This is a genomic window from Streptomyces sp. NPDC002776, from assembly GCF_053592195.1.
Window position 1 is genome coordinate 121,016 of the sequence record NZ_JBSFVG010000002.1, and the last position, 25,847, is coordinate 146,862.

Here is a 25,847-nt window from a genome sequence, read left to right on the forward strand (position 1 = left end):
TCATATATGACGTACGAAGTACGACGCGTTGAAGGTAGGAGCGCCCCTGTGTTTCGTCAATGCTTCCGACAAAGAAAGTCGAAGTTGCGTTCGGACGGAGTGGGTGACTCCGGGCCTGGCGTGGCGGTGCGCCGACGAAGGCCGAGGCCGCACGAGTCACATGAACCGGTTCGCCTTCGCGATGTCGGTCGATGCCGCGTGAGCACGCGGCGGCGGGGGGCGCGGCCCGATCGGGGTAAGCCGAGACCGGGAGGGTCGTCGGAGTGCAGGTGCGCTGTCCGGGCGGCGTGGAGCCCGAGCTGGTCCGTGTGCCGCTGCAACCGCGTGGTACCCGTGAGGGACCTGCGGGGCGGCTCGATCGCCGCCCCGCTCACCGCCTTCGGTTACGGCCGCGTCCAGTGCGGATCCCGCCCGCTCAGGCCCATCGCCCGGTCGAGAAGTGGGGCGTCCTGCGGTACGGAGACGATCGGGCCGAAGATCTCGCCGCGGCCGGGGTCGTCCTTCGAGGCGAGGAGGAAGTCGTGGGCGGCCTCCAGGGCGGCCGGGTCGGGGGCGTACGGCTGCCCCGTGGCGCGGGCCAGGTCCCAGCCGTGGACGACCAGTTCGTCGATGGCCACGGCACCGGCGACGTCGCCGGGCAGGTCGACGCCGCCCGCCCGGGTCATCCCGGTCCACGCGGCCGGGTCGCGCCAGGCCCCGGCGAGTTCGTCCAGGACCTTCGGGAGCTCCTCGCGCCAGCCGGGGCCGATGTCGGGGAGGGAGGCGGTGGGCGGGGTGTCGGTCGTGGCGCCGAGGTTCTTGCGGCCGGCGTCGCGGAAGGCGATGCTCAGGCCCAGCAGATGGCCCAGCAGGTTGCGGACCCTCAGGTCCGGGCACGGTGTCGGGTCCGTCAACTGTTCGTCGGTCACGCCCTCGGCGAGGCGGGCGAGGATCTGGGTCTGGGGTCCCAGGTCGATGATCGAGTCCGTCATGGGGCTGCTCCTCGGGGTCTGCGCGGCGGTCATGAAGGGTGGACCACCTTGACCCCGGAAACTCATCGCCCGTACCCGAGGAAACAGCTCCCGCGACGACGGAGCCCGCGAGCCCTCACCCGCCGGGACCACCTCCGCCCGAACCCTCCACCCCTCCGCGAACCACTGCCGCCCGGACACCTCCCCCTGCCGGGACCGCCACCGCCCGAACGCTCCCCCGCCGGGACCGCCGCCACCCGGACACCCCACCCCACCGGGACCACCGCCACCCGAACGCACCACCGCCGGGACCGCCGCCGCCCGGACGCCCCACCCCGTCGCGGACCACCGCCTCCCGCCCCGCCGGGACCACCGCCCCCGGACACCCACCCCGCCGCGAACCACCGCCACCCGGACGCCCGTCAGCCCCCGGCGAGCGCCACCCGGACGCCCGTCAGCCCCCGGCGAGCGCCACCCGGACGCCCGTCAGCCCTCGGCGAGCGCCACCCGGACGCCCGTCAGCCCTCGGCGAGCGCCGACCGCACCAGTTCCAGGTCCCCGTCGGACGCCAGACCCGCGTGGTACAGCCGCAGTTCCGTCGCCCCGAGCGCACGCGCGCGTGCCGCGTCCGCGGCGAGGGTGCCCGGGCTGCCGCCCATTCCGGAGACCACGGTGAAGTTGGCGGCCAGCACCCCGCGCCCCTGCTCGGCGAACGGCGTCAGCGGATCGGGGCCGCCGGTACAGGGCACGACCACACCGTCGGCGACCGACAGGATGTGCGCGGGATCCACACCGGCGTTCGCCCCGCAGTGGTAGGACACGGGATCGGCGTGCAGCAGCACCTGGAACCCGGCCGGCGCCGCGGCACGGACCGCGGCGACGACTGCCTCCTGGAGCGTGCGGGCCGTCTCGTCGCGCCACGCGCGCGTGGCGGCCGCCTGGCCCTCCCCGAGCAGCTTCTCGACGCCCGCCCACCCCTCGTCGGCGGCCACGCCCCGCCACAGCGGCTCCAGCGCGGCCCGGACGGCCGCCGCCAACTCGTCGGCGTCCAGGCCCCGGTCGCCGTAACCCTGACGGCAGGCCGGGCAGAAGCAGAGCGACATCAGGTACTGCCCGGCCTCCCCCAGGCCGACGCCGCCGGTCTTGTCGTGGGCGTGCAGATGGGCGAGGCCGTACCAGCCGAGGGACTCCAGTTCGGTGCCGCGCACGCCGGGCCGTACCGCCGCCTCGGCGGCCAGGTCGGTCAGGTACGCGCGCGTGGCGGGCTGTGCGATGCACGGGGCCCACGGGTAGCGGTCACCATAGGCGTTGACCACCGAGGTGTGCGGATGCTCGGCGCCGAGGCGGGAGTTGTGCGCGAGCACGACCCAGGTGTGCACCTCCAGGCCGGTTTCCGCGAGCGCGGCCGCCGCCTCGCCGTAGGCGTCCCCGGGCGCCCAGTCCCCGGCCGCGTAGGGGCGCAGTTCCCGGCCGTCCCAGCGCGCGTCCGCCGGGTAGAGCACGGCGGCGTGTTCGGCCGTGACGATGCGGTGACGCGGGTGGCGGGGGGTGAGCGCGCGCGTGGAGTGGTAGGCGGAGGCCAGCGTCACCTGTCCGACGCCGAGGGCGGCGATCCGCCCGGCCGCCTCCGGGTCTCCGTTGACGTCCCAGGGGTAGACGAACGCCGACGCCTTCACTTGCCGTCCTCCTCGTCGTCGAGCAGCGCGTACCCGCGCTCGATCAGCAGCGCGAGCTGCTTGACATGATCCTCGCCCGGCTCGTGCAGCGGCGGCCGGACCTCCCCCACGTCGAGGCCGCGCAGCCGGACGCCCGCCTTGACGAGCGCGACGGCGTACCCGCGGCCCTGGGCGCGCAGTTCGGTGAACGGCCGGTAGAAGCCGTCCAGGAGGCGGCGGGCGGTGGCCTCGTCGCCGTGGTGCAGCGCCTGATGGAAGGTGAGGGCGATCTCCGGGGCGAAGCAGAACACGGCCGACGAGTAGAGCGTGACGCCGAGGGAGCGGTACGCGAGCTGGGTCAGCTCGGCGGTGGGCAGTCCGTTGAAGCAGAGGAAGTCGCCGGGGACGTCGGTGCGCAGGGCACTGACGGTCCGCTGCATGAGGTCCAGGTCGCCGAGTCCGTCCTTGAACCCGATGATCCCGTCCGTGCGGGCGAGCTCGACGACCGTCTGCGGCGTGAACACGGCGTTGTCGCGCTGGTAGACGATCACGGGCAGCGCGGTGGCCGCGGCGACCTCCCGATAGTGCCGCAGCAGCCCCTCCTGTGCGGCGAGCACGAGATACGGCGGCATGGCGAGCAGCCCGTCGGCGCCGGCCGCCTCGGCGAGCCGCGCGTACCGCACGGCGAGCGCGGTGCCGTATCCGGTGCCCGCGACGACGGGAACCCGCCCCGCCGTCACCTCCACGGCCGCCCGTACGCACTCCTGGTACTCCTCGGGCGTCAGCGCGTGGAACTCCCCGGTCCCGCAGCAGGCGAAGACGGCGGCGGCCCCGGCCTCCACTCCCCGGCGCACATGCTCGCGGTAGACGTCGGGATCGACGGCGCCCTGGGGGCCGTAGGCGGTGACGGGGAAGAACAGCGGCCCGCTGGGGAGGCCGAGTCGAGCGGCGAGGTCGGCTGGCGTCACAGGCTCTCCCTAGAACGGGTCGGTCACGACGATGTGCAGGTTTCTGATCGGAGTTTATGTTTATGAACACCTGCTCCGCCACTCTTGACGAGGCGGGGTGATGATCCATAGCTTGTCCACGAATGTGAATACCGTGCACTCATACGGCCGTTCCGCTCCGGCTGCCCACTCAAGGAGACCGAGGATGCCAGCGCCCCGCACCGTTCTGCTCACCGGCGCCGCCGGCGGCCTCGGCACCCTGATGCGGGACCTGCTGCCCGAGTACGGCTATGAGCTGCGCCTGCTCGACCTGCGCCCGATCGAGGGCGAGCCGGACGCCATCGTGGCGGACCTCGCCGACCGGGAGGCGCTGCGCGAGGCCGTCCGGGGCGTCGACGCGATCATCCACCTGGCGGGCATCTCCCTGGAAGCCCCCTTCGAGAAGATCCTCCGGGCGAACATCGAGGGCACCTACCACCTCTACGAGGCCGCGCGCGAGGAGGGCGTCGGGCGCATCGTCTTCGCCTCCTCCAACCACGCGGTCGGCTTCACCCCCCGCCCGCAGGGCGACGACCCGCTGATCCCGGTCGACACCCCGCGCCGCCCGGACACCTTCTACGGCCTGTCCAAGTCCTTCGGCGAGGACCTCGCCCAGTTCTACTGGGACAAGTACGGTCTGGAGACCGTCTCGGTGCGCATCGGCTCCTGCTTCCCGGAGCCCACCAGCGTCCGCATGCTGTCGGTCTGGATGAGCCCCGCCGACGGCGCCCGCCTCTTCCACGCGGCCCTGACCGCCGAGGAGGTCGGCCACACGGTCGTCTACGGCTCCTCCGCCAACACCCGCCTGTGGTGGGACCTCACCACGGCCCGCTCCCTCGGCTACACCCCCGAGGACGACTCCGAGCCCTACGCCGAGAAGCTGATCGCGGAACACGGCGACCTGGATCCCGCGAACGAGGCCCACGCCTGCCTGGGCGGCCACTTCGTGAACGACCCGCCGATCTGGCCGTACTGACCGAAAAGGACGCGTGGCAAGGGCGGACGGGCACAGAACGGACCGCTCCGCCCACCCATTCGGGCACGGGAGAACAACGGACCGAGCCTTCCGGCGTACGGCGGGACAGCACCGGTTCAGGGGCGCGGGGAACTGCGCGACCAGCCACGACGAACCCGCGGCCGAGTGACAGGAGCGCCCGCCGAGCCCGTGGCCGCCCCGAGACCGAACGGGCACACCCGGGCAGCAATGGGCGCGCAACAGACCTGGTCACCGAAGAACCGCCGCTGTAGAACTTCCTGCATGAGCCCGAACGGGCAGCACATGCGAGAAGGCGGGCGACGAAGATGACCAGAACCGCGGAAGAACGCCAGCGCGAGATCATCCGCGCCGCCCGCGCGAACGGCTCCGTCGACGTCAACGCCCTCGCCGCCGACCTGGGCGTGGCCAGGGAGACCGTACGCCGGGACCTCCGCGCCCTGGAGGACCACGGCCTGGTCCGCCGCACCCACGGCGGCGCCTACCCCGTGGAGAGCGCCGGCTTCGAGACGACGCTCGCCTTCCGCGCCACCAGCCACGTACCCGAGAAGCGCCGGATCGCGACCGCCGCGGCGGACCTGCTCGGGGACGCCGAGACCGTCTTCGTCGACGAGGGCTTCACCCCCCAGCTCATCGCCGAGGCACTCCCCCGGGACCGGCCGCTGACCGTGGTCACCGCGTCCCTGCCGGTGGCGGGCGCGCTCGCGGAGGCCGAGAACGTCTCGGTGCTGCTGCTCGGCGGCCGGGTCCGGGCCGGCACCCTGGCCACCGTGGACCACTGGACGACGAAGATGCTGGCCGGCTTCGTCATCGACCTGGCGTTCATCGGCGCCAACGGCATCTCCCGGGAGCACGGTCTGACCACTCCCGACCCGGCGGTCAGCGAGGTCAAGGCCCAGGCCGTACGGGCCTCCCGGCGGACCGTGTTCGTGGGTGTGCACACCAAGTTCGGCGCGGTCAGCTTCTGCCGGTTCGCCGAGGTCGGCGCCCTGGAGGCGATCGTGACGAGCACCCTGCTGCCCTCGGCGGAGGCGCACCGCTACTCCCTGCTGGGCCCGCAGGTCATCAGGGTCTGACTTTCAAACTGACGTCCCCAGGGGGGTCGTAGCCCCATCGACGCCCCTTATATCCCCCTATGTCATTTCCCGAGGTCCAGGAGCGATCCATGCGAACCCAGAGCCGACGGAGGCCGCGAGCCGCGCTCGCCACGGCCGCCGTAGGGACGCTGCTCGCCCCGCTGCTCTCCGGCTGCTGGGTCGGAGCGGGCGGGGCCGGATCGGGCGGCGACTCGATCAACGTCCTCATGGTCAACAACCCGCAGATGGTGGAGCTGCAGAAACTCGCCCCCCACTTCACCGAAGAGACCGGCATCAAGGTCAACTTCACCGTGCTGCCCGAGAACGACGTCCGCGACAAGATCAGCCAGGACTTCGCCAACCAGGCCGGCCAGTACGACGTCGCCACCCTCTCCAACTACGAGATACCGATCTACGCCCGCAACGACTGGCTGAAGGAGATGGACTCCTACGTCGCCGACGACCCGGCCTACGACGAGCAGGACATCCTCAAGCCGATGCGCCAGTCCCTGACCGGCGACGACGGCAAGCTCTACGGCCAGCCCTTCTACGGCGAGTCGTCCTTCCTGATGTACCGCAAGGACGTCTTCGACGAGCAGGGCCTGACGATGCCCGCCCGCCCCACCTGGCGGCAGGTGGCCGACCTCGCCGCCCGGCTGGACGGCGCCGAGCCGGGCATGAAGGGCATCTGCCTGCGCGGTCTGCCCGGCTGGGGCGAGGTCATGGCACCCCTCACCACGGTCGTGAACACCTTCGGCGGCACCTGGTTCGACCAGGACTGGCACGCCCGGCTCGACTCCCCGGAGTGGGCGGAGGCGACGAAGTTCTATGTCGGCCTCGTCCGGGAGCACGGCCAGTCCGGCGCGGCCCAGTCCGGCTTCGCCGAGTGCCTGAACAACATGACCCAGGGCAAGGTCGCCATGTGGTACGACGCCACCTCCGCGGCCGGTTCCCTGGAGTCCGCCGACTCCCCGGTCAAGGGCAAGGTCGGCTACGCGCCCGCGCCGGTCGAGCGGACCGACTCCTCCGGCTGGCTCTACACCTGGGCCTGGGGCATCCAGGATGCCTCCCGCAACCCCGACAAGGCCTGGCGGTTCGTCTCCTGGGCGTCGAGCAAGGAGTACGAGCAACTGGTCGGCGACGAGATCGGCTGGTCCAGCGTCCCGGCGGGCAAGCGCGCCTCCACGTACCAGAACCCGGCGTACCGCGAAGAGGCCGCCGCCTTCCAGGAGATGACGAAGGAGGCCATCGAGGGCGCCCGCCCGGGCGACCCGGGAGTGCAGCCGCGCCCGGCACCCGGCATCCAGTTCGTCGGCATCCCCGAGTTCACCGACCTCGGCACCAAGGTCTCCCAGGAGATCAGCGCGGCCATCGCCGGACGCCAGTCCGTCGAGTCGGCCCTGAAGAAGGCACAGGACCTCGCCGAGAAGATCTCCGAGGAGTACGAGGGACGATGACCGCCACCACCACAGCCCCGACCGCGACACCCGCCGTCCGCACCGGGAAACCCCCCTCGGACCGGCTGCGCGCGTGGGCGACCCGCGCCCCGCTCCTGCCCGCCCTGATCTTCATGATCGCGGTGACCCAGCTGCCGTTCGTGGCCACGCTGGTGATCTCGTTCTTCGACTGGAACTCGCTGTACCCCGACGCCCGCAGCTTCACCGGCCTCGCGAACTACGCGGACGTCCTCACCGATGCCGACCTGCGCCGCTCGGTGTGGACGACGATCCTGCTCACGTTGGCGGTGGTGCTGGCGAGCCTGGTCCTGGGCCTGGCCCTCGCCCTGCTGCTGGACCGGAGGTTCAAGGGCCGGGGCGTGGTCCGCACCCTGCTGATCGCCCCGTTCCTGGTGGTCCCCGTGGCAGCGGCGCTGCTGTGGAAGCACGTCCTCTACAACCCCGAGTACGGCCTGTTCAACGGCCTGTTGCACTATGTGGGCGGCCCGCAGCCGGACTGGATCTCCACCACTCCGCTGCTCGCCGTGGAAGCCGCCCTGGTCTGGCAGTGGACGCCGTTCATGATGCTGATCCTGCTGGCGGGGCTCCAGAGCCGCGACCAGCAGCAGATCGAGGCGGCCCGGGTGGACGGCGCGAGCGACTGGCAGATCTTCCGCCATCTCACGCTCCCGCACCTGCGCCGCTACCTCGAACTCGGGGCCCTGCTGGGCTCGATCTACATCGTCCAGAACTTCGACGCGGTGTTCACGCTCACCTCGGGCGGCCTGGGCACGGCGAACCTCCCCTACACCGTCTACCAGAGCTTCTACCAGGCCCATGAGAACGGCCTCGCCTCGGCGGCCGGCGTCCTGGTCGTCATCGGCTCGATCATCATCGCGACCTTCGCGCTGCGGGTCGTCTCGTCCCTGTTCCGCGAGGAGGTGTCCCGCGCATGAACGCCGTACGCAGAAACGGCCTCGGCCTGCTGGCCTGGTTCCTCGGCATCCTGTTCTTCCTGCCCATCGCCTGGATGGCCCTGACGTCCTTCCACTCGGAGGAGGACGCGGCGACGAACCCGCCGTCGTTCGGGGCGGCGCTCACCCTGGACGGCTACCGGGAGTTCTTCGGCACCGACGGCGGGGCGAGCCCCTGGCCGTCGCTGATCAACTCGACCGTGGCCTCGCTGGGTTCGACGCTGCTGGTGCTGCTGCTGGCGATCCCGGCGGCCTACGCCCTGTCCATCCGCCCGGTGAAGAAGTGGACGGACGTCCTGTTCTTCTTCCTGTCCACGAAGATGCTGCCGGTCGTGGCGGGCCTGCTGCCCATCTACCTGTTCGCGAAGAACACCGGCCTGCTCGACAACATCTGGCTGCTGGTCGTCCTCTACACCTCGATGAACCTGCCGATCGCGGTCTGGATGATGCAGTCGTTCCTGTCCGAGGTACCGGTGGCGATCATCGAGGCGGCCCGGGTGGACGGCGCGAAGCTGCCCACGATCCTGGCCCGCGTGGTCGCCCCGATCGCCCTCCCCGGCATCGCCGCCACCGCCCTGATCTGCTTCATCTTCAGCTGGAACGAACTGCTCTTCGCCCGGGTGCTGACCGGCGTGGTGGCCGAGACCGCCCCCGTCTTCCTGACCGGCTTCATCACCAGCCAGGGCCTGTTCCTGGCGAAGGTGTGCGCCGCGTCGCTCGTCATCTCCCTGCCGGTGCTCGCCGCGGGGTTCGCCGCCCAGGACAAACTGGTCCAGGGCCTGTCGTTGGGAGCCGTGAAATGAAGGCCGCCGTCATCGAGTCCAGGGGCCGGGCCGTGGTCGCCGAGGTCCCGGATCCGACGCCGGGCCCGCGCGACGTCGTCGTGGAGGTCGCCGCGTGCGGCCTGTGCGGAACGGACCTGCACATCCTCCAGGGCGAGTTCGCACCGGAACTGCCGATCGTGCCCGGGCACGAGTTCGCGGGCACGGTGGTCGGCGTGGGCACCCAGGTCACCGAACTGTCGGAGGGCGACCGGGTGGCGGTGGACCCGTCCCTGTACTGCCACGAGTGCCGCTACTGCCGTACCGGCCACAACAACCTCTGCGCACGCTGGGCCGCGATCGGCGTGACGACGCCGGGAGGCGCCGCGCAGTACGCGCTGGCCCCGGTCGCGAATTGCGTACGGCTGCCCGACCACGTCCGTACCCAGGACGCGGCGCTGGTGGAGCCGCTGTCGTGCGCCGTCCGCGGCTACGACGTCCTGCAGTCCCGCCTCGGGGCGCACGTCCTGATCTACGGCTCGGGAACCATGGGCCTGATGATGCTGGAACTGGCGAAGCGGACGGGGGCGGCGAGCGTCGACGTGGTGGACGTGAACCCGGCGCGCCTGGAGACGGCCCGGCGGCTGGGGGTGTCGGCGTCGGCGGGGAGCGCGGACGAGCTGGACCGGCCGCAGGGCTGGGACCTGGTGGTCGACGCGACGGGCAACGCGGCGGCGATCCAGGACGGCCTGGAGAGGGTGGCGAAGGCCGGCACGTTCCTGCAGTTCGGGGTGGCGGACTACGGCACGCGCGTGTCGATCGACCCGTACCGCATCTACAACCAGGAGATCACCATCACCGGCTCCATGGCCGTCCTGCACAGCTTCGAACGAGCGGCGGAACTCTTCGCGGGCGGCGTCCTGGACCCCGACGTCTTCATCAGTGACCGCATCCCCCTGGCCCGGTACCCGCAGGCACTGGACCAGTTCGCGGCGGGGGTGGGCCGCAAGATCGTGGTGGTCCCCTAGCGGAACGCGGCGGGGGCGAAGAACCCCGGTGCCGCCGGGGCGGGCCGGACGTAGCCATCCGCGCAACCGCGCGTGACCCGAACGGTCCCCCGGTAAGGGAACGGCAAAGAGACCTCGCTCGTTCACCGGGCATGACAGCTATGACCCCCGGCTCGAACATCCCACTCCCCGTCGCGCGTGTGACGGTGGACGTCGCCGCTCCGGTGCGGCTCGACGTATCGGGCCTGCTGCTCACCGCCGACGGCAAGGTGCGCTCCGACGACGACTTCATCTTCTACAACCAGCCCGCCGGCCCGGGCGTGACCTACCGCTCGGGCGGCGGCACGGCCCCGGACGCGATCACGGTCGACACCTCCGCCGTCCCCCCGGGGATCGAGAAGATCGTCGTCACCGCCAGCCCGGACGCCGCCGGCCAGACCTTCCAGGGCGTCGAACCGACGGCGACGATCCGCAACGCCGACGACAACAGCGTCCTGGCCTCCTTCACTCCCCCGCAGCTCGGCAACGAGACCGCGCTGGTCATCGTGGAGATCTACCTCCGTAACGGCGCCTGGAAGGCCCGAGCGGTCGGCCAGGGCTACTCCAACGGCCTCGCCGGCATCGCCACCGACTTCGGCGTCACCGTCGAGGAACCGGCACCGGCGCCGACCCCCGTGGCCCCGGCCCAGCCGGCCGTGCAGCCCCCGGCCGCCCCGCCCGCGGCACCGATGGCGACGCCCCCGGCCCCGGCCCAGGCGGCACCCCCCGCCCCGCCCGCGCCCCCGGCCCCCGGCGCCGGGAAGATCAACCTCGACAAGGGCCGCGTCAGTCTCCAGAAGAACCAGACCGTCTCCCTGATGAAGGGCGGCCGCCCGCTGCTCTCGCAGGTCAAGATGGGCCTCGGCTGGGAGCCGGCGTACCGCGGCAAGGACATCGACCTGGACGCCTCGGTCATCGCCTACGGCCCGCAGCGCAACCACGTCGACAGCTGCTATTTCGGCAAGCTGCAGATCGTCAGCGGCGCGATCCGCCACTCCGGCGACAACCTCACCGGCGAGGGCGGGGGCGACGACGAGGTCATCAGCGTCGACCTCGGCCGGCTCCCCCAGGACGTCACCGGTCTGGTCTTCACGGTGAACTCCTTCTCCGGCCAGAAGTTCACCGAGGTCGCCAAGGCCTACTGCCGGCTCCTCGACGGCACCACCGGCGAGGAGCTCGTCCGCTTCGACCTGACCTCCGCCGAACCGCAGACCGGCGTGATGATGGCCAAGCTCATCCGCCAGTTCTCCGGCGAGTGGGAGATGACGGCCCTGGGCGACTTCGTGAAGTCCCGCACGGTCCGCGGCATGGTCAAGCCCGCGGCCCAGGCACTGTAGGCACAAACTCCGGGGCGCCCCCGCTAAAGGGGGCGCCCGGCGCCGGGGGCCCGAGCCCGGCCATGGACGCGGACCCGGCACTTACCCGCTCGACACCGCCACCGCGACTCCGCAGCACAGCATCAGGCCCGTCCACGGCATGGCCCGCAGCAGATGGCGGTTCTTGGCGTGCGCGATGACGCCCAGCAGGCGGGCCATGTCCCACAGCTGGCCGCACAGTTCGCCCGGCTCGACGGCCGGCGCGATGTCGAGGCCCATGAAACCGAACGGGCTGAGCGGCAGCGGCACCCGCAGCCGGGGCCGGATGGCCCGGGCCATGTGGTAGCCGGAGACCAGGAAGGCGACGGCGAACAGGGTGAGGGCGACGTCGGTGACGGTTCCGTGCCGCTCCCGGCCGCCGTTGCCGAGCATGGTCACCACGGCGACGACGGCCCCGGTGTGCACCACCAGCATGCTGTTGATCTTCGCGTCGGCTTCCTGGACGTATCCCTGGAAGGCCGACAGTGCCCCGAGCCCCGCGGCCACGGCGATCTCCATCGCCCGGCCGCCCCCGTACTCCGACATCGATGCTCCCTACCCCGGCTCCCGTCCCACCAGGGTGCCGGGACCAGCCCCCGCGCCGGGCATCGCCCGTCAGGTGACGGGGCGGCGCCGGGGCGTGGGGGGTCATGCGGGCGCGCGTGCGGGGGCGGGTGTCAGCCGGCCGTCCACTCCTGTCCGCGGTCCCCCGGCCGGCAGGTCCGCATCGAGGGCGCGCCGCCCTCGCCGCCGGCGGTGAGGCAGTCGTCCGGGCGGGCCGCGTTGTGGAGCCGGAAGGAGCCCTTGCCACCGGGCACGGGCACGGCCCACCACTCCTGGGCGGGAGTGCCGGCATGGCCGGCGAGGAAGACCTCGCCGCTGCCCGGGGCGACGGTCAGTACCCGGTCCTGGCCGGTCGTCAGCCGCAGCCGTCCGCCGCCCGCCGGACTCCACCGCCAGGTCCGCCCGATGCCGTCCGGGTCGGCCAGGACCCGGACGCCCTCCGGGCCGGCGGCGAGGAACCCGCCGTCGCCGACGTTGCCGACGGTGCCGCGCTCGTCCCCGGCGGTGGCCGAGGGGACGGACAGGGAGGGCCGCCCGGCCTCCGAACGCGAGGTCGAGGGCCCCGGTCGCTCGTCCGGCCAGGGGTAGGCCGTCTCCGCCGTCCACACCGAGGCGTCCACGGTTCCGGCCCCGCCGGAGGGCCAGCCGAACCGCGGGGTGCCGAGGAGCGCCGCCGCCGTCAGGACGGCCACGGCCGATGCCGCCAGGGAGACCAGGACCAGCCGCGGCGTCCGGTTGACGGCCCGGGAGATCCGGCGGACCCGGGGTGCGAGGGTGCTGCCGAAACGGCGCCGGAGCCAGGCGAACACCGAGGGGTGGACCGTCCTGCGCACCTCTTCCGCGGTGCGGCCGGGGGCGCTGAGATAGGCGCCGCGGCGCTTCTTGTGCTTGTCGAGCACCTGGACCGGCTGGAAGCTCTCCGGGGCGACACCGGCGGCCCAGCCCCCGCGCACGGTCTGCTCGTACACGTACTGGCTGACGACCACCACGAGCTGCTGGTCGGCGAACTCCCGCTGGAGCCACTTGGCCTGCCGGCAGTCGACCAGCCGCTTGGCCTCGACGGCCCCCTCGCCCGCGGTGCCGAGCGCGCTGTCCGCGGCGAGGCCGGTGACGACCGAGAGGCGCACCCGCAGCAGCTTGGCGGGTTCCCGGCCGATGTTCTTCTTGGCGAGGGTGTCCTGGAAGGCCGTGACGAATCTGGCGACGACCAGGCTCATCCGCTTGCTGGGCCACAGGACAAGGAATCCGTCGCCGTCCTTCTGGAAGCCCCGCCACTCCCCGCGCAACGCCTCGGGCATCTGTCCGAGCGCCTCTTGGTACGCCCCGTACAGCGCCGCCTGCGCCTCGACCATCTCGGGGCCGAGAAAACTGCTGTAGTCGCCCAGATCGGCTCGGACAAAAACCGCTTCGAAGAGATCCTCGACTGGATCTGATCCCGGTCCGTCAGCGGACTCGGAGTCGTAGCCGTGCAAATGCGTGCGACCTCTCCCGAGGAGGACGAAGTCCCTGACGTGGTGACAACAGGTGAATATCACACCCGAACGAAGGGTCGCCACCTGTCCCGGCGCCCGTCGCACGCCCCGGCGCTCACTCCTGTTCGGCCACCGCCTGAAGCCCTGTCAGATCCGTGACGATGAGGCGCCGGTGATGGGCGTCCACGAGATCACGCAGGTCCCGCAGCGCGCGGTACGCGGTGCTCTCCGAGACGCCGATCAGCTCGCCCCACTCCATGTGCTTGAGGTCCATCGGAAGGATTACCTCGCGACCGCGCACCGACTGCCCGAAGTCATCGGCCATCTCCACCAGAACACGGGCAAGCCGGACAGTGGGGCTGCGCCGGTGAAAGTCGACGCGCCGCCGGGTGGCGGCCGCCAGCTTCCGGCTGACGGACTCCTGCAACCGCAGCAGCACCTCCGGGTGCTCGGACTTGACCCGCTCGAACTCCTCCCACGCCAGCCGGAGCGCGGTGACGGGCTCGCTCCCGCAGGCCCTCACCGAGGCACTGCGCGGAGCCCCGCTCATCCCGGCGAGCTCCCCGACCAGATCCCCTCCCATCCGCACGGCGACGAGGGTCCACCCCCCGCCGGCGAGGGAGGCGGTGACCTTGACGTACGAGGAGAGCAGCACGAAGACATCGGAGCCGGCCTCGCCTTCGGCCATCAGGAGTGCGCCGCGCCCGAAGGAGACGGGTTCCGCCCGGGCGGAGAGCGCGAGGCGGGCGGCGCCGCTCAGTCCGCCGAGAAAACTTCCGGGGCGCCACTGTTCGGGCACACCAACTCCCCCAGGTTCTGTTCGGGCACACCAACTCCCCCAGGTGCGCGGGGCGGTGGCGATGCGCGGCGGTACCGCGGGGGGCGCGACCGGCCGCCGGCGCGCCCCACACCCCGCCCCCTCGTCAGCCCTGCGACCGTGCCTTGAACGCGGCCTTCCGCGCCTCCTTGGCGATCCGCTTGTCCGGATGCAGCCGCCCCATCGCCTCCAGCACCTCCGCGGTAGCGGGATGGTCCACCCGCCACACCGCCGTGAAGAACCCGCTGTGCTGCTCGGCGAGCCCGGACACCAGGGCTCGCAGCTCCTCGGAGTTCCCCTCGGCCGCGAGCTGCGCGGCGACCGTGTCGATGGTCAGCCAGAACACCATCGCCTCGGAGGGCGCCGGCACGTCCGGGGCGCCCCGCTCGGTCAGCCAGACCCGGGCGAGGCCGCCCAGTTCGGGGTCGTCCAGGACCTCCCGCAAGGCGGGCTCCGCCTCGGCGCCCACCAGCGACAGCGCCTGCTGGCACCGCAGCCGGCGCAGCGGTGCCCCGGAGTCCGACCCACGGGCCGCCGCCAGCAACTCCCGTGCGGCGGGCAGCGCCTGACGTCGGCTCAGCCACTGCTCGGTCTCCGCCTGCGCGGCACCCGGCGGGAAGTCGGCCGTGCCGTCGAGGAGCGCGTCGGCCCCCTTGTCCACCAGGTCCCCGACGGCCGGCGCCGTGAAGCCGGCCTCCAGCAGCCGGGCGCGCAGGCCGTACAGACCGAGCGGGGTCAGCCGCACCAGGCCGTAGCGCGAGACGTCCGTCTCGTCGACGGGCGCGGACGGCTCCTCGTCGGCGTCGGCCATCAGCGCCTCGTCGACCGGCTGGTACTCCACGAGCCCGACCGGCTCCAGCAGCCGGAACTGGTCGTCGAGGCGCATCATCGCGTCGGAGACCTGTTCCAGGACGTCGTTGGTCGGCTCCCCCATGTCGTTGGGCACGATCATCGACGCGGCGAGGGCCGGCAGCGGCACCGGGGAGTCGCCGGGGCCGTCCTCGCTGGCCGTCAGCAGGTAGAGGTTCCCGAGCACCCCGTCGAGGAACTCCGCCTCGGCGTCGGGGTCCCAGTCCAGCTGGGAGAGGTCCAGCTCGCCGCCCTCGCCCATGGCGTCGACCAGGTCGTCGAGGTCCGGCACCCCGGCGTCCGCGAGCACCGTCTCCAGCGCCGCCTGCCACACCGCGAGCACATCGTGCGGGGAGCCGCCGGTGAGCAGCGCCAGGTCCTCGCCCGCCGTGACGGTGCCCTCCTGCTCGTCGGTGATCTCGACGAGCCCGGTGTCGACGGCGACGCGCCAGGCCTCACTGGCGTGGGCGGCGGCGTCGTCCCCGGTCAGGCCGAGGACCTCGGCGGCGGCGGGGAGCTGTTCCTCGGCGAGCCCGCCGCCGGCGTCGACGCGGGTGTCGGGGCCGGCCCAGCGGGCGAGCCGGGCGGCCCGGGAGAGCAGGGGCGTGGACAGCGCGTCCCGCGCCAGCTCCGTTTCGGGATGCAGCCGCACCGGCGGCAGGGGGGAGCTGTCTGACATCGGCTGATTCTCCTAGGACGCGTCGTACTACTCAGCCGCTCAGCCTAGACGGATTTGGCCCCATGCCGCCCGGTTCATCTGCCCGTTGGCCCGTGTACATGGCCGAAACCTTGACAAGTGGCCTGACCAGGCAGGAGATTACGCGCGTAGACATTCAAAGGACACGTGTTCACCGAATCTCTACGCGCGTCGCACCGGCCTCGCCGGTCGCGGCTCCCGCCATCCTCGCTCCACCCTCGTCCCGGCGCCCACGCACGTCCCCGGAGGGATCCCGTTGCCGAGCAAGTCGTCCGCGCGCCTCGCCGCGCTCACCGTCGCCGCTGTCTGTTCCGCGGCGTCCACCGTCGTCCTCACCTCGCCCGCGCACGCCGACTCGGTGCGCATCCATGACATCCAGGGCAACACCCGCATATCCCCGTACGCCGGGCAGCAGGTCACGGACGTGACCGGCATCGTCACCGGGGTGCGCACCTACGGCTCGTCCCGCGGCTTCTGGATCCAGGACCCGGCCGCGGACGCCGATCCGGCCACCAGTGAGGGCGTCTTCGTCTTCACCGGCTCCACGCCGAGGGGCGTGGCCGTCGGCGACCTGGTGAAGGTCTCCGGCACGGTCACGGAGTTCGTGCCCGGCGGGACCTCCTCCGGCAACCAGGCGCTGACCGAGATCACCCGCCCGACCACCACCGTGGTCTCCAGCGGCAACGCCGTCCCGGCGGCGACGGTCATCGACGCGGACTCGGTGCCGAGCGCCTACGTCCCGGTGGGGGACAGCGCCGCCGGCGACTCGGTCAACGGCCTGCCGCTGAAGCCGTCCGCGTACGCCCTGGACCTGTTCGAGTCGCTGGAGGGCATGAACGTCCAGGTCTCCGACACCCGGGTGGTCGGCGCCACCGACCCGTACACCGAGCTGTGGGTCACGGTGAAGCCGTGGGAGAACCGCAACCACCGCGGCGGCACGGTGTACGGCTCCTACGCGTCGCAGAACACCGGCCGCATCCAGATCCAGTCGCTCGGCGCGGTCGCCGACTTCCCGAAGGCGAACGTCGGCGACACCCTCACCGGCACCACCGCGGGCCCGCTGGACTACAACCAGTTCGGCGGCTACACGCTGATCGCGAACCGGCTCGGCACCCTGGAGAGCGGCGGCCTGGAGCGGGAGACCACCGAGAAGCAGAAGAACGGCGAGCTGGCGGTCGCGACGTACAACGTCGAGAACCTCGACCCGTCCGACGCCACCTTCGAGGAGCACGCCTCCGCGATCGTGCACCACCTCCAGGCGCCCGACATCGTGTCCCTGGAGGAGATCCAGGACAACACGGGCGCGAAGAACGACGGTACGGTCGCCGCCGACCAGACGATGCAGAAGCTGATCGACGCGATCGTCGCCGCCGGCGGCCCGCGCTACGACTGGCGCTCCATCGACCCGGTGAACAACACCGACGGGGGTGAGCCGGGCGGCAACATCCGTCAGGCGTTCCTGTTCAACCCGGAGCGGGTCTCGTTCACGGACCGCGCGGGCGGCGACGCCACGACGGCCGCCGGGGTCACCGAGGAGCGGGGCAAGGCCGCGCTGACGGTCTCCCCGGGCCGTATCGACCCGGCGAACGCGGCCTGGAACTCCAGCCGCAAGCCGCTGGTCGGGGAGTTCGCCTTCCGGGGCCGTACGGTCTTCGTGATCGCCAACCACTTCAACTCCAAGGGCGGCGACCACGGTCTGACCTCGCAGTACCAGCCGGTCCGGCGCAGCTCTGAGACGCAGCGGCACCAGCAGGCGACGCTGGTGAACTCCTTCGTCAAGGACATCCTCGCCACCCAGAAGAACGCGGACGTCGTCACGCTCGGCGACATCAACGACTTCGAGTTCTCCGGGACCACCAAGATCCTGGAGAGCGACGGCGCCCTGTGGTCGGCGGTCAAGTCGCTGCCGCGGAGCGAGCGTTACTCGTACGTCTACCAGGGCAACAGCCAGGTCCTGGACCAGATCCTGGTCAGCCCGTCGATCCGGCGCGGCTGTGACCTCGAGTACGACAGCGTGCACATCAACGCGGAGTTCCACGACCAGATCAGCGACCACGACCCGCAGGTCCTGCGCTTCAAGCCGTAACTCCCGCCCGCTCAGGGCCGGCTGAACACCTGGTTCAGCCGGCCCTGCCAGGCAGGAGGGCGGCTCAGGGTACGAGTCCGAGGGCGTGCCGGTACCGGCTGCCGGTGGACCCCCGCATGCCCGGATACGTCCGCACCCGCTCCCACTGGGGCGAGCCGGGCCCGGCGATGGCCTCGTCGTAGGCCGCGTCGCTCTCCCACTCGGCATAGTTGAGGACATGGGTGCCGTCGGTGCTGAGGTGGAAGTGCGCGGAGATCAGGCCGCGGTCGGCGTCCGGTCCGGCGAGCGCGGACAGGACCAGGTCCACCCAGTCGGCCCGCTTGCCTTCCGCGTCCAGCTCGAAGTCGACGCGGACCGTCACGATCAGCCCCGGCACCCGGGTGTCCCCGGCGGCGCGGGCGTGGCTGCGGTAGAGGCGGTAGCGGTCCAGGCGGACCCGCTCGATGCCGGGCACGGCGGTGTCGATCTCGTCGTTGCGTTCCTGGCGGAGGGTCTTGACGTAGGCCTCGTATCCCTGCTCGTCGCGCCACTGCGAGTAGTGCAGCAGGGTGGTGCCGTCGTGGCCCGCGTAGATGTGGTAGCCGAGGAGCCGGTCGCTGCCCCAGGGGCGGCCGTCCCAGGTGCGGGCGATGGCCTCGACGGTTGCCGCCTGGCGCTCGGGGGTGCCCACCCGCCAGGTGCTGAAGAAGGGCGCCCCGATCTCGGGGCGGGTCGGGTCGGGGTGGGCGTCGGTACGGCGGGTCATGGCGGGCCTCCGGTACGTCGGTGATCGGTACGGGGACCAGCCTCCGACCTCAACCTTGCTTGAGGTCAAGTGCGGGTTGCGGGACGGTTGTTGGACCGGGGCACGACGAAGGGCGGCGCGGGTCCGGTCGCCCGGTTCCGCGCCGCCCTCGATCCGGCTCAGCGACGGCCGCCGCGCCGCCGCACCGCCTGGACGACGAGCATCGCGCCCACGGCGGCCGCGCCCGCGAGCAGCACCGGTCGCGGATGCCGCAGCCCGGCCTGTACGACGGTACGGACGGGACGCGGCGCGTGGTACTCCACGGCGTGGCCCGCCCGGGTGGCCCGCTCCTGAACCGTGTGACCGGCCCAGCCGGCCCGGCCCTGGACGGAGTGACCGGTGCGGGAGGCCCGGCCCTGGACCGTGTGACCGGCGCAGGAGGCCCGGCCCTGGACCGTGTGACCGGCGCGGGAGGCCCGGTCCTGGACCAGGTGTCGGGCCCGGGTCGCTTTGTCCTGCGCGTGGTGACCGGCCTGGGCCGCGCTGCTGCGCAGCTGCACGGTCATCGCGCCCGCCCGGTCCCTCAGGTCGGCGGCGCGCGCCCTGGCCCGCCCCTTCACATCGGCCTTGCCCGCCAACTCCTCGACGGTGATGCCGAGTTCCTTCCTCGTACGCTGTATCTGCCGACGCAGTTCGTCGGGGCCCTTGGCCCCTGTGCCCGCGTCCCCTGCCATGTCCGTCATCGGTGCGCCCTTTCCCTGATCTCCTCGACGTCCGCCCTGACGTTGCCGGGGGTTTCCTCGGGTGTGGCAGGCGCGGCACGCCTCAGCCGGGCACGACCGGTCGCGCCCAGCACGCCCGCGACGGCGAACAGCACCGCCGTCACGATCAGTGCCGCCGCCCAGACGGACAGCTCCGGCGAGAGGGAGCCGACCGAACGACGCTCGTCGTGCTCCGACCCGGTGGCCGTGGTCCCGGTCACGGTGTCCGCCTCCTCTCGGTTCGGAACACTCCGGGTACCCGCACCGGTCCCCGCTACCCTTGGCGTCCGCCGCCCGGACCGCGCTGCCCGAGCCGCGCCAGCTGACTCTGGAACCAGTCCAGACGCGCCTGCAACAGGGCTGCCTCGGCGGCTAGTTCGGGCACCCCGAGCTCCTCGCCGGAGGCGACGGCACCGCCCTCCCCCGCCACCACCCGCAGCCCTTCCCCGGCCAGCCGCGCGAACCCCGCGAGCGAGACGGACGTACGGTCCCGCAGACAGCCCGCGCAGGAGGGGGCCAGGCCCAGCCAGCCGGGCCGGCCCCAGCCCGCGTCGGCCAGCGCGACGGCGACCGCGCCGCACCGGCAGGGGCCGACGGTGGCGGTGCGCACCCGCTGCCGCGCGTAGCGGAAGCCCAGCTCGAAGCGGAGGTAGCGGCCCAGCACCGTGACCTCCAGCAGCACGGCGGCCCGGTGCTCGGCCGTGCACAGCAGCGCCTCGGCGGCCGTACGGTCGTGCACGCAGTGGAAGCCGCAGTCGCAGCGCCGGTGCGGCGCCCGGTGCCGGAGGCCGTAGACGCAGGACGCGTCGGCCAGGACCCCGTAGGGCAGCGCGCCGCCGAGCGACACGCCGGTGAAGCCCGCCCGGGTGCGGTCGTGGGACAGCACCGGGTGGGCGATCTTGTAGCCGGTCGGCGGCTCCGTCGGGCGTTCCTCCGGAAGCCAGGGCCTCATCGGGCCGCCGGTACCTCTTCGGCGGCCCGCGCTTCCGTGATCTCCTCGGTGGGCGCGGGGAGTTCGGGCTCTTCGTCGTGGATCAGCGGCCGCTCTTCAGCGACTCCGGTGGCGAGTGCCTTGCCGAGCTTCATGACGCCTCCAGGACCAGGGGTCGTTGACCGTCCCGGCCATGGTGACCCATGGCGCCCCGGTCGGAACAGAGGGCCTCGACTCCCCACCCGACAGGCATGCTTAACGATACCCCGTAGGAAATTTAAGTGGAGCTTCACAGTCGTACTGCCGACACTACAGGCATGACGACCACGAACTCCCCCTTCGGCCGCGCCCTCTGCGCCATGATCACGCCCTTCACCGAGGAGGGTGCGCTCGATCTCGCCGGGGCGCAGCGGCTCGCCGACCGGCTGGTGTCCGAGGGCTGCGACGGTCTGGTGCTGTCGGGCACCACGGGCGAGTCGCCGACCACGACGGCCGAGGAGAAGACCCTGCTCGTCCGCGCGGTGCGGGAGGCGGTGGGCGAGCGGGCCTCGGTACTGGCCGGGGTCGGCACTTTCGACACCCGGCACACCGTCGAGCTGGCCCTGGCCGCCGAAAAGGCGGGCGCGGACGGGGTGTTGGTGGTGGCGCCGTACTACAGCAAGCCCCCGCAGGACGCGCTGGAGGCGCACTTCCGTGAGGTCGCCGACGCCTCGGGACTCCCGCTCGTGGTCTACGACATCCCCGGCCGCACCGGCGTCCGCGTCGAGCCGGACACCCTGCTCCGGCTCGCCGAGCACCCGAGGATCGTCGCGGTGAAGGACTGCTCCTACGACTTCCTCGCCGCCCAGAAGGTCATGGCCCGCACGGAGTTGGCGTACTACGCGGGCTGCGACGAGCACAACCTCGCGCTGTACGCGGTGGGCGGCGCGGGGTACATCAGTACGGTGTCCAACGCGGCGCCCGGCCGACTCCGGGCCGTGCTGGACGCGTTCGACGCGGGTGAGACGGCGGAAGCGGCCCGGCTCCAGCAGCGGGCCACCCCGCTGGTGGAGGCGATGATGGCGGCGGGCCTGCCCGGCTCGGTCACCGCCAAGGCGCTGCTGACCGAACTGGGCCTGCCCGCGGGCCCGGTCCGCGCCCCCTTGCGTCCCGCCGGCCGCGAGGCGACCGACGGGCTGCTGAGGGCGTACCGGAGCCTGGTGGACGCCTGATCAGCGCCGGGCGAAGACCGGCTCCCAGCCCCACTGCAGCGAGTCCCCCTGGGCGCGCGGCCCGCTGAGCCAGCGCAGCCGGTCACTGCCGATGGTGACCAGCGCGAGCCGGGGCTCGTACGCCTCCTTGCCCGCGGACCGCTCCCAGGCGATGAGCCGCCGCTCGTCCGCCCAGGCGAGGAGTTCGACGCCGCGCACCTTGGCGATCTCCTTGCCGGTGCGGGGGTCCCGGATCGAGGAGTACGACTTGTCCGGCACCTGCCGGGTCAGGCCGAGCGCGGCGAGGGTGCCGTCCGGGGAGAGCCGGGCTGCGACGTCCGACCTCAGATGCCGCTCGGCGGCCGGAGCGGCGACCGGGGCGCCGGTGAGGTCGTAGAAATTCTGCATCCCGTCCCGGCTGCCGATGATCCTCGACTGCACCAGTCGCCCGTCGCGGCTGAACTGGAGGTCCGAACGGACGCTGACGTGCCGCCGCTCGGAGGGGAGGGGGCGCCATGGGCCGCCGGTGCCCTGTGCGGGATCCAGGACGATGAAGCCGGTCCGGGGCGTCTCCCCGAAGGGCTCGCGCCAGGCCACGTCGCCCTCCGTGCCGTACGCCTTCTCGCGGGCATCGGGATGCCGGTCGTAGGTCGTCGCCAGGAGCTGCGTCCCGTCGTACGACCAGGCGAGCCCGCCGACGCCCCGCCGGACCGGGATCCACCGCTCGACCTCCCCCGTCGCGAGGTCGAGCAGCCCGATCCGGCGGGCGGGCAGCGTGCGCTCCAGCACGGCGGCGGTGCGCACGCCCGGGGCGACGGCGACGAACGACCACCGGTCGTCCTTCTCGTACCGGCCGGTCCCGGGATCAAGCAGCCAGTAGGTCCGCCGGGCGATGCCGGTCTCGGTGGTCCGCTGCTCGAGCTCCGTCGTGAAGTAGGCGGCCAGCACCGCCTCGCCCGCCGCGATCAGCTCGCGGGGCGGCGACTGGTCGGGGTGCGCGCTGGTGCCGTGGCCGCCGTCCAGGAGGCCCGCGGGCCGCACGTCGTCCTTGCCGGAGTCCAGGTGCGGGACGGCGACCGCGAGGGCGACGACGGTCACGGCGGCCGCGGCGACGGCGGTGATCCTCCGGGTGCGCCGGCGCCGCCGTACGGCCAGGACGCGGTCCGCCCATCCGGGGCGGGCCGGGGGCTGTTCCTCGGCGGTCTCCCGCAGGGCGGCACGGACGAGTTCCTCGACGTTCACGGATGTACCTCCGCGGGAGACAGGCCGGGCAGGCGTTCCGCCGCCGTGAGGGCGGCCAGCTCCGGCGCGAGGGTGCGCAGCCGGGCGAGGGAGCGGTGGGTGGTGGACCGTACGGTGCCGACGGAGCAGCCGAGGAGGGCGGCCACCTCGGCCTCGGGCAGGTCCTCGAAGTAGCGCAGCACCAGCACGGTGCGCTGCCGGGGGGTGAGCCGGGCGAGCGCGCCGCGCAGCACCAGCCGCAGGTCGGCGGCGGCGGAGTCGTCGGGACGGGCGCCGGTGTCGGGCGGTTCGGCGACACTCAGCTCGCGCCGCCGCCACTTCAGCCGCCAGCGGCTGATCTGCTGCCGGTACAGGATCTGCCGGACGTACGCCTCGGGTTCTTCGATCCGGTGCCAGCGTCCGGCCGCCCTGATCAGCGCGTTCTGCAGCAGGTCCTCGCCGGCGTGCCGGTCCCCTCCGCTGAGCAGCACGGCGGTCCTCAGCAACGCGGACGAACGGTTCTCCACGAACTCCCGGAACCCGGCCTGCGCCTCGGCGTCCATCGCCACCTTCACTCCCCCGGCCGGACCCGCTGCCCGCCCCTCCACCGGGAATGACGCGCACGGCGGCGCCCCGCTATGCCAGGTCCCCCGAGAAAAATTTCCCGCCGCCCCGCCACGGCTCCCGTACGGTGACGAGGTGAGCCGCCCCCTGCTGTTCCTGGACGTCGACGGCCCCCTCAACCCCTGGGCCGCCAAGCCCCAGCGCCGCCCGGAGGGTTACACCACGATCCGTGCGACCGTCCGCCCCGGCCGCCCGCTGCGCGTCTGGCTCAACCCCTCCCACGGCCCGTCCCTGCTGACCCTCGCCTACGACCTGTGCTGGGCCACGACCTGGATGGACGCCGCCAACCGCTGGATCGCCCCGGTGATCGGCCTCCCCGAGCTCCCCTGGGTCGACTTCGGCGAGGTCCTGTTCGCGGAGCGCCCGGACGGGGTGCACTGGAAGACGGCGGCGATCGTGGAGTACGCGGCGGGCCGCCCGTTCGCGTGGGTGGACGACGAACAGAGCGGGGCGGACGAGGCGTACGTGGCGGAACATCACGCGGGCCCGGCACTGCTGCACCACGTCGACCCGAGGATCGGTCTGCGGGAGGAAGACTTCACGGCCCTGGAGGAATTCGCGGCCACGCTTGCCGCCTAGGGGCGCGGGGAACTGCGCGACCGGCTCCCACCGGCCCGCAGCTTCACCACGCCCCCGGCACCAGCTAGTTGTGGCTGTGCAGGATCTCGTTCAGGCCGCCCCACACCGCGTTGTTCGGACGGGCCTCGACCGTTCCCGTGACGGAGTTCCGGCGGAACAGGATGTTCGACGCCCCGGACAGCTCGCGAGCCTTCACGATCTGGCCGTCGGGCATCGTGACGCGGGTGCCGGCGGTGACGTACAGCCCCGCCTCCACCACGCACTCGTCGCCCAGGGCGATGCCGACGCCCGCCTCGGCGCCGACCAGGCACCGCTCGCCGATGGAGATGATCACGTTGCCGCCACCCGACAGCGTGCCCATCGTGGAGGCGCCGCCGCCGATGTCCGAACCGTCCCCGACGACGACGCCCGCGGAGATGCGGCCCTCGACCATCGACGTGCCGAGCGTGCCCGCGTTGAAGTTCACGAAGCCCTCGTGCATGACGGTCGTGCCCTCGGCGAGGTGCGCGCCCAGGCGGACCCGGTCGGCGTCGGCGATCCGCACGCCCTTCGGCGCGACGTAGTCCGTCATGCGCGGGAACTTGTCCACGGACGTCACCTGAAGGTGCAGTCCCTCCGCGCGGGCGTTCAGCCGGACCTTCTCGATGTCGTCGACGGCGACCGGCCCGAGCGAGGTCCAGGCGACATTCGCGAGGAAGCCGAACATGCCGTCCAGGCTCTGGCCGTGCGGCTTGACCAGGCGGTGCGAGAGCAGGTGCAGCCGCAGGTACACGTCGTGCGCGTCGATCGGCTTCGCGTCGAGCGAGGAGATGACCGTGCGGACCGCGACGACCTCGACACCCCGGCGGGCGTCCGGGCCGATCGCCTTGGCGGCGCCCTCGCCGAGCAGTTCCACGGCCGCCTCGGCGGACAGCCGCTCCGTACCGGACGGGCCGGGCTCGGCGGCGAGCTCGGGCGCGGGGAACCAGGTGTCGAGGACGGTGCCGTCGGCAGCGATCGTGGCGAGCCCGGCGGCAACGGCGCCGGTGGTGCGAGGTGCAGTCGTGTCGGTCATGACGGCAACCTAACTTGGCAGCCCCCACCAGGGCGAACCGATCCCCCCGCCATCTCACGTGCCGGGCGCACGCCGGTGGAGGGTTCACGCCCGCCTCGGGCGGCTCAGGGGCCGATGACCCGCCTCAGCATCTCCCGTGCGTACTCCTCGTCGTACGGCGTCCCGGTGAGCAGGACCTGGAGGCAGATGCCGTCCATCAGTGCTACCAGGGCCCGTGCCGTGACCGGGTCCGTGTGCCGGGCGAGCCGGGCGACGAGGTCGGCCGCCCATTCGGCGGCGACGGGACGCAGGGCGGGGCGGCGCAGGGCCGCCAGGTACAGCTCGTACTCCAGCTCGACACCGGTGCGGTCGCCCGCCAGCCATTCGCCCATCCATCCGGCGAGTTCGCGGGCGAGGTCGGCGCCCGGTTCCTGGAGGCCGCCGCGGGCGGCGATGACCTTGGCGAAGCCCTCGTTCGCCTGGCGCAGGGCCGCGACCATCAGCTCGTCGAGGGTCGCGAAGTGGTACGTCGTCGAGCCGAGCGGGACATCGGCCTGCGCCGCGACCGAGCGATGGGTGAGCCCCGCGAGGCCCTTCTCGCCCACGACCCGGATCGCGGCGTCGATGATCCGCTGCCGCCGCTCGGGGTCGTAGCGCCGGGCCATCAGTGCGCGCCGCCCAGGTTCAGCACCACGACCCCCGCCACGATCAGCAGGATCCCCGCGACCTTGGTGACGGTCAGCGCCTCCCCGAACGCCACGAGCCCGATGACGGCGATGCTCGCGGTGCCGACCCCGGCCCAGATCGCGTACGCGGCGCCGATCCCCACGGTCTTCAGGGTCTGGGCGAGCAGCGCGAAGGAGACGACGTAGCCGAACGCCGTCAGCAGCGAGGGCCAGAGCTTGCTGAAACCGGCGCTGTACTTCATGGCGGTGGTCGCGGCCACCTCGGCGGCGATGGCGCCGGCGAGCGTGAGGTATCCCATGTGTACGAGCGTACACATCATGCGTACACCTGTACACAGGGAGGCCGCACAAGCCGTCACAACGCGGAAGCGGCGACGCCC

The 25,847-nt window shown here is 72.4% G+C and carries 26 protein-coding genes and 1 pseudogene; 10 read left to right on the plus strand and 17 right to left on the minus strand.

Annotation, left to right across the window (positions count from 1 at the left end):
• Positions 1-383: 383 nt before the first annotated feature.
• The 3 genes from ACWD11_RS04670 to ACWD11_RS04680 form a co-directional block, all read right to left on the minus strand.
• Positions 384-971, minus strand: coding sequence for a TIGR03086 family metal-binding protein (locus ACWD11_RS04670; protein ID WP_451281277.1), 588 nt, complete (start codon positions 969-971; stop codon positions 384-386).
• Positions 972-1,468: 497 nt separating this feature from the next.
• Entirely contained in the window at positions 1,469-2,626 is a 1,158-nt protein-coding gene (locus tag ACWD11_RS04675; protein ID WP_451281279.1) for a hypothetical protein, read from the minus strand.
• A complete protein-coding gene (locus ACWD11_RS04680) occupies positions 2,623-3,573 on the minus strand; it encodes a 5-dehydro-4-deoxyglucarate dehydratase (RefSeq protein ID WP_451281281.1) in 951 nt (316 codons plus the stop codon). Before ACWD11_RS04680 ends, ACWD11_RS04675 begins: the two co-directional genes overlap by 4 nt.
• A 184-nt stretch (positions 3,574-3,757) precedes the next feature.
• On the opposite strand from ACWD11_RS04680, the gene ACWD11_RS04685 reads away from it, so the two are divergent.
• The 7 genes from ACWD11_RS04685 to ACWD11_RS04715 all read left to right on the plus strand — a co-directional run bounded on the left by ACWD11_RS04685 (position 3,758) and on the right by ACWD11_RS04715 (position 11,215).
• A complete protein-coding gene (locus tag ACWD11_RS04685; protein WP_451281283.1) occupies positions 3,758-4,567 on the plus strand; it encodes an NAD-dependent epimerase/dehydratase family protein in 810 nt (269 codons plus the stop codon).
• Between the two features lie 326 nt (positions 4,568-4,893).
• Positions 4,894-5,661 carry a DeoR/GlpR family DNA-binding transcription regulator gene (locus tag ACWD11_RS04690; RefSeq protein ID WP_389418748.1) on the plus strand — a complete coding sequence of 256 codons (768 nt, stop codon included), beginning with the start codon at positions 4,894-4,896 and terminating at the stop codon, positions 5,659-5,661.
• Between the two features lie 89 nt (positions 5,662-5,750).
• Positions 5,751-7,118, plus strand: coding sequence for an ABC transporter substrate-binding protein (locus ACWD11_RS04695; protein WP_451281285.1), 1,368 nt, complete (start codon positions 5,751-5,753; stop codon positions 7,116-7,118).
• Positions 7,115-8,053 carry a carbohydrate ABC transporter permease gene (locus tag ACWD11_RS04700; RefSeq protein WP_451281287.1) on the plus strand — a complete coding sequence of 313 codons (939 nt, stop codon included), beginning with the start codon at positions 7,115-7,117 and terminating at the stop codon, positions 8,051-8,053. The genes ACWD11_RS04695 and ACWD11_RS04700 overlap by 4 nt, the downstream gene beginning before the upstream one ends.
• Positions 8,050-8,874 (plus strand): carbohydrate ABC transporter permease, encoded by an 825-nt coding sequence (locus tag ACWD11_RS04705; protein ID WP_451281289.1) that lies wholly within the window; start codon positions 8,050-8,052, stop codon positions 8,872-8,874. Before ACWD11_RS04700 ends, ACWD11_RS04705 begins: the two co-directional genes overlap by 4 nt.
• On the plus strand, positions 8,871-9,860 hold the full coding sequence (locus ACWD11_RS04710; RefSeq protein WP_389418744.1) for a zinc-dependent alcohol dehydrogenase family protein: 990 nt from the start codon (positions 8,871-8,873) through the stop codon (positions 9,858-9,860). The genes ACWD11_RS04705 and ACWD11_RS04710 overlap by 4 nt, the downstream gene beginning before the upstream one ends.
• 140 nt (positions 9,861-10,000) lie before the next feature.
• Positions 10,001-11,215 carry a TerD family protein gene (locus ACWD11_RS04715; protein ID WP_389418873.1) on the plus strand — a complete coding sequence of 405 codons (1,215 nt, stop codon included), beginning with the start codon at positions 10,001-10,003 and terminating at the stop codon, positions 11,213-11,215.
• An 81-nt stretch (positions 11,216-11,296) separates the two neighbouring features.
• Here the strand turns inward: ACWD11_RS04715 and ACWD11_RS04720 are convergent, their stop codons facing one another.
• From ACWD11_RS04720 to ACWD11_RS04735, 4 genes are all read right to left on the minus strand, one after another.
• Complete coding sequence (locus ACWD11_RS04720; RefSeq protein ID WP_451281291.1) at positions 11,297-11,779, minus strand: hypothetical protein; 483 nt, start codon at positions 11,777-11,779, stop codon at positions 11,297-11,299.
• Positions 11,780-11,910: 131 nt separating this feature from the next.
• Positions 11,911-13,149: a hypothetical protein gene (locus ACWD11_RS04725; RefSeq protein WP_389418742.1), complete on the minus strand. Its 1,239-nt coding sequence runs from the start codon at positions 13,147-13,149 to the stop codon at positions 11,911-11,913.
• Between the two features lie 235 nt (positions 13,150-13,384).
• The gene (locus tag ACWD11_RS04730; protein ID WP_389418741.1) at positions 13,385-14,068 is read right to left on the minus strand and encodes a Crp/Fnr family transcriptional regulator; all 684 of its coding nucleotides are present in this window, start codon (positions 14,066-14,068) and stop codon (positions 13,385-13,387) included.
• A 124-nt stretch (positions 14,069-14,192) separates the two neighbouring features.
• Positions 14,193-15,614: a hypothetical protein gene (locus ACWD11_RS04735; protein WP_451281296.1), complete on the minus strand. Its 1,422-nt coding sequence runs from the start codon at positions 15,612-15,614 to the stop codon at positions 14,193-14,195.
• Between the two features lie 274 nt (positions 15,615-15,888).
• Between ACWD11_RS04735 and ACWD11_RS04740 the strand changes: the two genes are divergently transcribed.
• Positions 15,889-17,718 (plus strand): endonuclease/exonuclease/phosphatase family protein, encoded by a 1,830-nt coding sequence (locus tag ACWD11_RS04740; protein WP_451281298.1) that lies wholly within the window; start codon positions 15,889-15,891, stop codon positions 17,716-17,718.
• Positions 17,719-17,782: 64 nt separating this feature from the next.
• Here ACWD11_RS04740 and ACWD11_RS04745 read toward each other — a convergent pair whose 3' ends face one another.
• The 5 genes and pseudogenes from ACWD11_RS04745 to ACWD11_RS04765 form a co-directional block, all read right to left on the minus strand.
• Positions 17,783-18,463, minus strand: coding sequence for an antibiotic biosynthesis monooxygenase (locus ACWD11_RS04745; RefSeq protein ID WP_451281300.1), 681 nt, complete (start codon positions 18,461-18,463; stop codon positions 17,783-17,785).
• 158 nt (positions 18,464-18,621) lie between these two features.
• Entirely contained in the window at positions 18,622-19,185 is a 564-nt protein-coding gene (locus ACWD11_RS04750) for a DUF3618 domain-containing protein (RefSeq protein WP_451281302.1), read from the minus strand.
• Positions 19,182-19,376 (minus strand): annotated as a pseudogene (locus tag ACWD11_RS04755) (phage holin family protein); the annotation flags it as partial. The gene ACWD11_RS04750 and the pseudogene ACWD11_RS04755, both read right to left, overlap by 4 nt.
• Positions 19,377-19,477: 101 nt before the next feature.
• Positions 19,478-20,155 carry a hypothetical protein gene (locus tag ACWD11_RS04760; RefSeq protein ID WP_389418736.1) on the minus strand — a complete coding sequence of 226 codons (678 nt, stop codon included), beginning with the start codon at positions 20,153-20,155 and terminating at the stop codon, positions 19,478-19,480.
• Complete coding sequence (locus ACWD11_RS04765; RefSeq protein WP_451281304.1) at positions 20,152-20,289, minus strand: hypothetical protein; 138 nt, start codon at positions 20,287-20,289, stop codon at positions 20,152-20,154. Before ACWD11_RS04765 ends, ACWD11_RS04760 begins: the two co-directional genes overlap by 4 nt.
• A gap of 162 nt (positions 20,290-20,451) precedes the next feature.
• Here ACWD11_RS04765 and dapA point away from each other — a divergent pair, with 162 nt between their 5' ends.
• Positions 20,452-21,345: a 4-hydroxy-tetrahydrodipicolinate synthase gene (gene dapA / locus ACWD11_RS04770; protein WP_451281306.1), complete on the plus strand. Its 894-nt coding sequence runs from the start codon at positions 20,452-20,454 to the stop codon at positions 21,343-21,345.
• Here the strand turns inward: dapA and ACWD11_RS04775 are convergent, their stop codons facing one another.
• Both ACWD11_RS04775 and ACWD11_RS04780 read right to left on the minus strand, forming a co-directional pair.
• Positions 21,346-22,566, minus strand: coding sequence for a WD40 repeat domain-containing protein (locus ACWD11_RS04775; protein ID WP_451281308.1), 1,221 nt, complete (start codon positions 22,564-22,566; stop codon positions 21,346-21,348). It abuts the gene before it with no gap.
• Entirely contained in the window at positions 22,563-23,108 is a 546-nt protein-coding gene (locus ACWD11_RS04780; RefSeq protein WP_451281859.1) for a SigE family RNA polymerase sigma factor, read from the minus strand. The genes ACWD11_RS04775 and ACWD11_RS04780 overlap by 4 nt, the downstream gene beginning before the upstream one ends.
• 136 nt (positions 23,109-23,244) lie before the next feature.
• Here ACWD11_RS04780 and ACWD11_RS04785 point away from each other — a divergent pair, with 136 nt between their 5' ends.
• Positions 23,245-23,748 carry a hypothetical protein gene (locus ACWD11_RS04785; protein WP_451281310.1) on the plus strand — a complete coding sequence of 168 codons (504 nt, stop codon included), beginning with the start codon at positions 23,245-23,247 and terminating at the stop codon, positions 23,746-23,748.
• A gap of 64 nt (positions 23,749-23,812) precedes the next feature.
• Here the strand turns inward: ACWD11_RS04785 and dapD are convergent, their stop codons facing one another.
• From dapD to ACWD11_RS04800, 3 genes are all read right to left on the minus strand, one after another.
• On the minus strand, positions 23,813-24,802 hold the full coding sequence (dapD, locus tag ACWD11_RS04790; protein ID WP_389418731.1) for a 2,3,4,5-tetrahydropyridine-2,6-dicarboxylate N-succinyltransferase: 990 nt from the start codon (positions 24,800-24,802) through the stop codon (positions 23,813-23,815).
• 104 nt (positions 24,803-24,906) lie between these two features.
• Complete coding sequence (locus tag ACWD11_RS04795; RefSeq protein ID WP_389418730.1) at positions 24,907-25,446, minus strand: TetR/AcrR family transcriptional regulator; 540 nt, start codon at positions 25,444-25,446, stop codon at positions 24,907-24,909.
• Positions 25,446-25,766: a DMT family transporter gene (locus ACWD11_RS04800; RefSeq protein ID WP_389418729.1), complete on the minus strand. Its 321-nt coding sequence runs from the start codon at positions 25,764-25,766 to the stop codon at positions 25,446-25,448. The genes ACWD11_RS04795 and ACWD11_RS04800 overlap by 1 nt, the downstream gene beginning before the upstream one ends.
• Positions 25,767-25,847: the final 81 nt, after the last annotated feature.

What these genes read in the sequence shown, in the direction of transcription:
- ACWD11_RS04765 (WP_451281304.1), bottom strand. Translation starts at nt 20,289, where the DNA reads ATGAAGCTCGGCAAGGCACTCGCCACCGGAGTCGCTGAAGAGCGGCCG.
- ACWD11_RS04780 (WP_451281859.1), bottom strand. Translation starts at nt 23,108, where the DNA reads ATGGACGCCGAGGCGCAGGCCGGGTTCCGGGAGTTCGTGGAGAACCGT.
- ACWD11_RS04715 (WP_389418873.1), top strand. Translation starts at nt 10,001, where the DNA reads ATGACCCCCGGCTCGAACATCCCACTCCCCGTCGCGCGTGTGACGGTG.
- ACWD11_RS04745 (WP_451281300.1), bottom strand. Translation starts at nt 18,463, where the DNA reads ATGACCCGCCGTACCGACGCCCACCCCGACCCGACCCGCCCCGAGATC.
- dapA (WP_451281306.1), top strand. Translation starts at nt 20,452, where the DNA reads ATGACGACCACGAACTCCCCCTTCGGCCGCGCCCTCTGCGCCATGATC.
- ACWD11_RS04670 (WP_451281277.1), bottom strand. Translation starts at nt 971, where the DNA reads ATGACGGACTCGATCATCGACCTGGGACCCCAGACCCAGATCCTCGCC.
- ACWD11_RS04760 (WP_389418736.1), bottom strand. Translation starts at nt 20,155, where the DNA reads ATGAGGCCCTGGCTTCCGGAGGAACGCCCGACGGAGCCGCCGACCGGC.
- ACWD11_RS04690 (WP_389418748.1), top strand. Translation starts at nt 4,894, where the DNA reads ATGACCAGAACCGCGGAAGAACGCCAGCGCGAGATCATCCGCGCCGCC.
- ACWD11_RS04685 (WP_451281283.1), top strand. Translation starts at nt 3,758, where the DNA reads ATGCCAGCGCCCCGCACCGTTCTGCTCACCGGCGCCGCCGGCGGCCTC.
- ACWD11_RS04750 (WP_451281302.1), bottom strand. Translation starts at nt 19,185, where the DNA reads ATGACGGACATGGCAGGGGACGCGGGCACAGGGGCCAAGGGCCCCGAC.
- ACWD11_RS04735 (WP_451281296.1), bottom strand. Translation starts at nt 15,614, where the DNA reads ATGTCAGACAGCTCCCCCCTGCCGCCGGTGCGGCTGCATCCCGAAACG.
- ACWD11_RS04725 (WP_389418742.1), bottom strand. Translation starts at nt 13,149, where the DNA reads ATGGTCGAGGCGCAGGCGGCGCTGTACGGGGCGTACCAAGAGGCGCTC.
- ACWD11_RS04795 (WP_389418730.1), bottom strand. Translation starts at nt 25,446, where the DNA reads ATGGCCCGGCGCTACGACCCCGAGCGGCGGCAGCGGATCATCGACGCC.
- ACWD11_RS04700 (WP_451281287.1), top strand. Translation starts at nt 7,115, where the DNA reads ATGACCGCCACCACCACAGCCCCGACCGCGACACCCGCCGTCCGCACC.
- dapD (WP_389418731.1), bottom strand. Translation starts at nt 24,802, where the DNA reads ATGACCGACACGACTGCACCTCGCACCACCGGCGCCGTTGCCGCCGGG.
- ACWD11_RS04800 (WP_389418729.1), bottom strand. Translation starts at nt 25,766, where the DNA reads ATGGGATACCTCACGCTCGCCGGCGCCATCGCCGCCGAGGTGGCCGCG.
- ACWD11_RS04710 (WP_389418744.1), top strand. Translation starts at nt 8,871, where the DNA reads ATGAAGGCCGCCGTCATCGAGTCCAGGGGCCGGGCCGTGGTCGCCGAG.
- ACWD11_RS04695 (WP_451281285.1), top strand. Translation starts at nt 5,751, where the DNA reads ATGCGAACCCAGAGCCGACGGAGGCCGCGAGCCGCGCTCGCCACGGCC.
- ACWD11_RS04705 (WP_451281289.1), top strand. Translation starts at nt 8,050, where the DNA reads ATGAACGCCGTACGCAGAAACGGCCTCGGCCTGCTGGCCTGGTTCCTC.
- ACWD11_RS04720 (WP_451281291.1), bottom strand. Translation starts at nt 11,779, where the DNA reads ATGTCGGAGTACGGGGGCGGCCGGGCGATGGAGATCGCCGTGGCCGCG.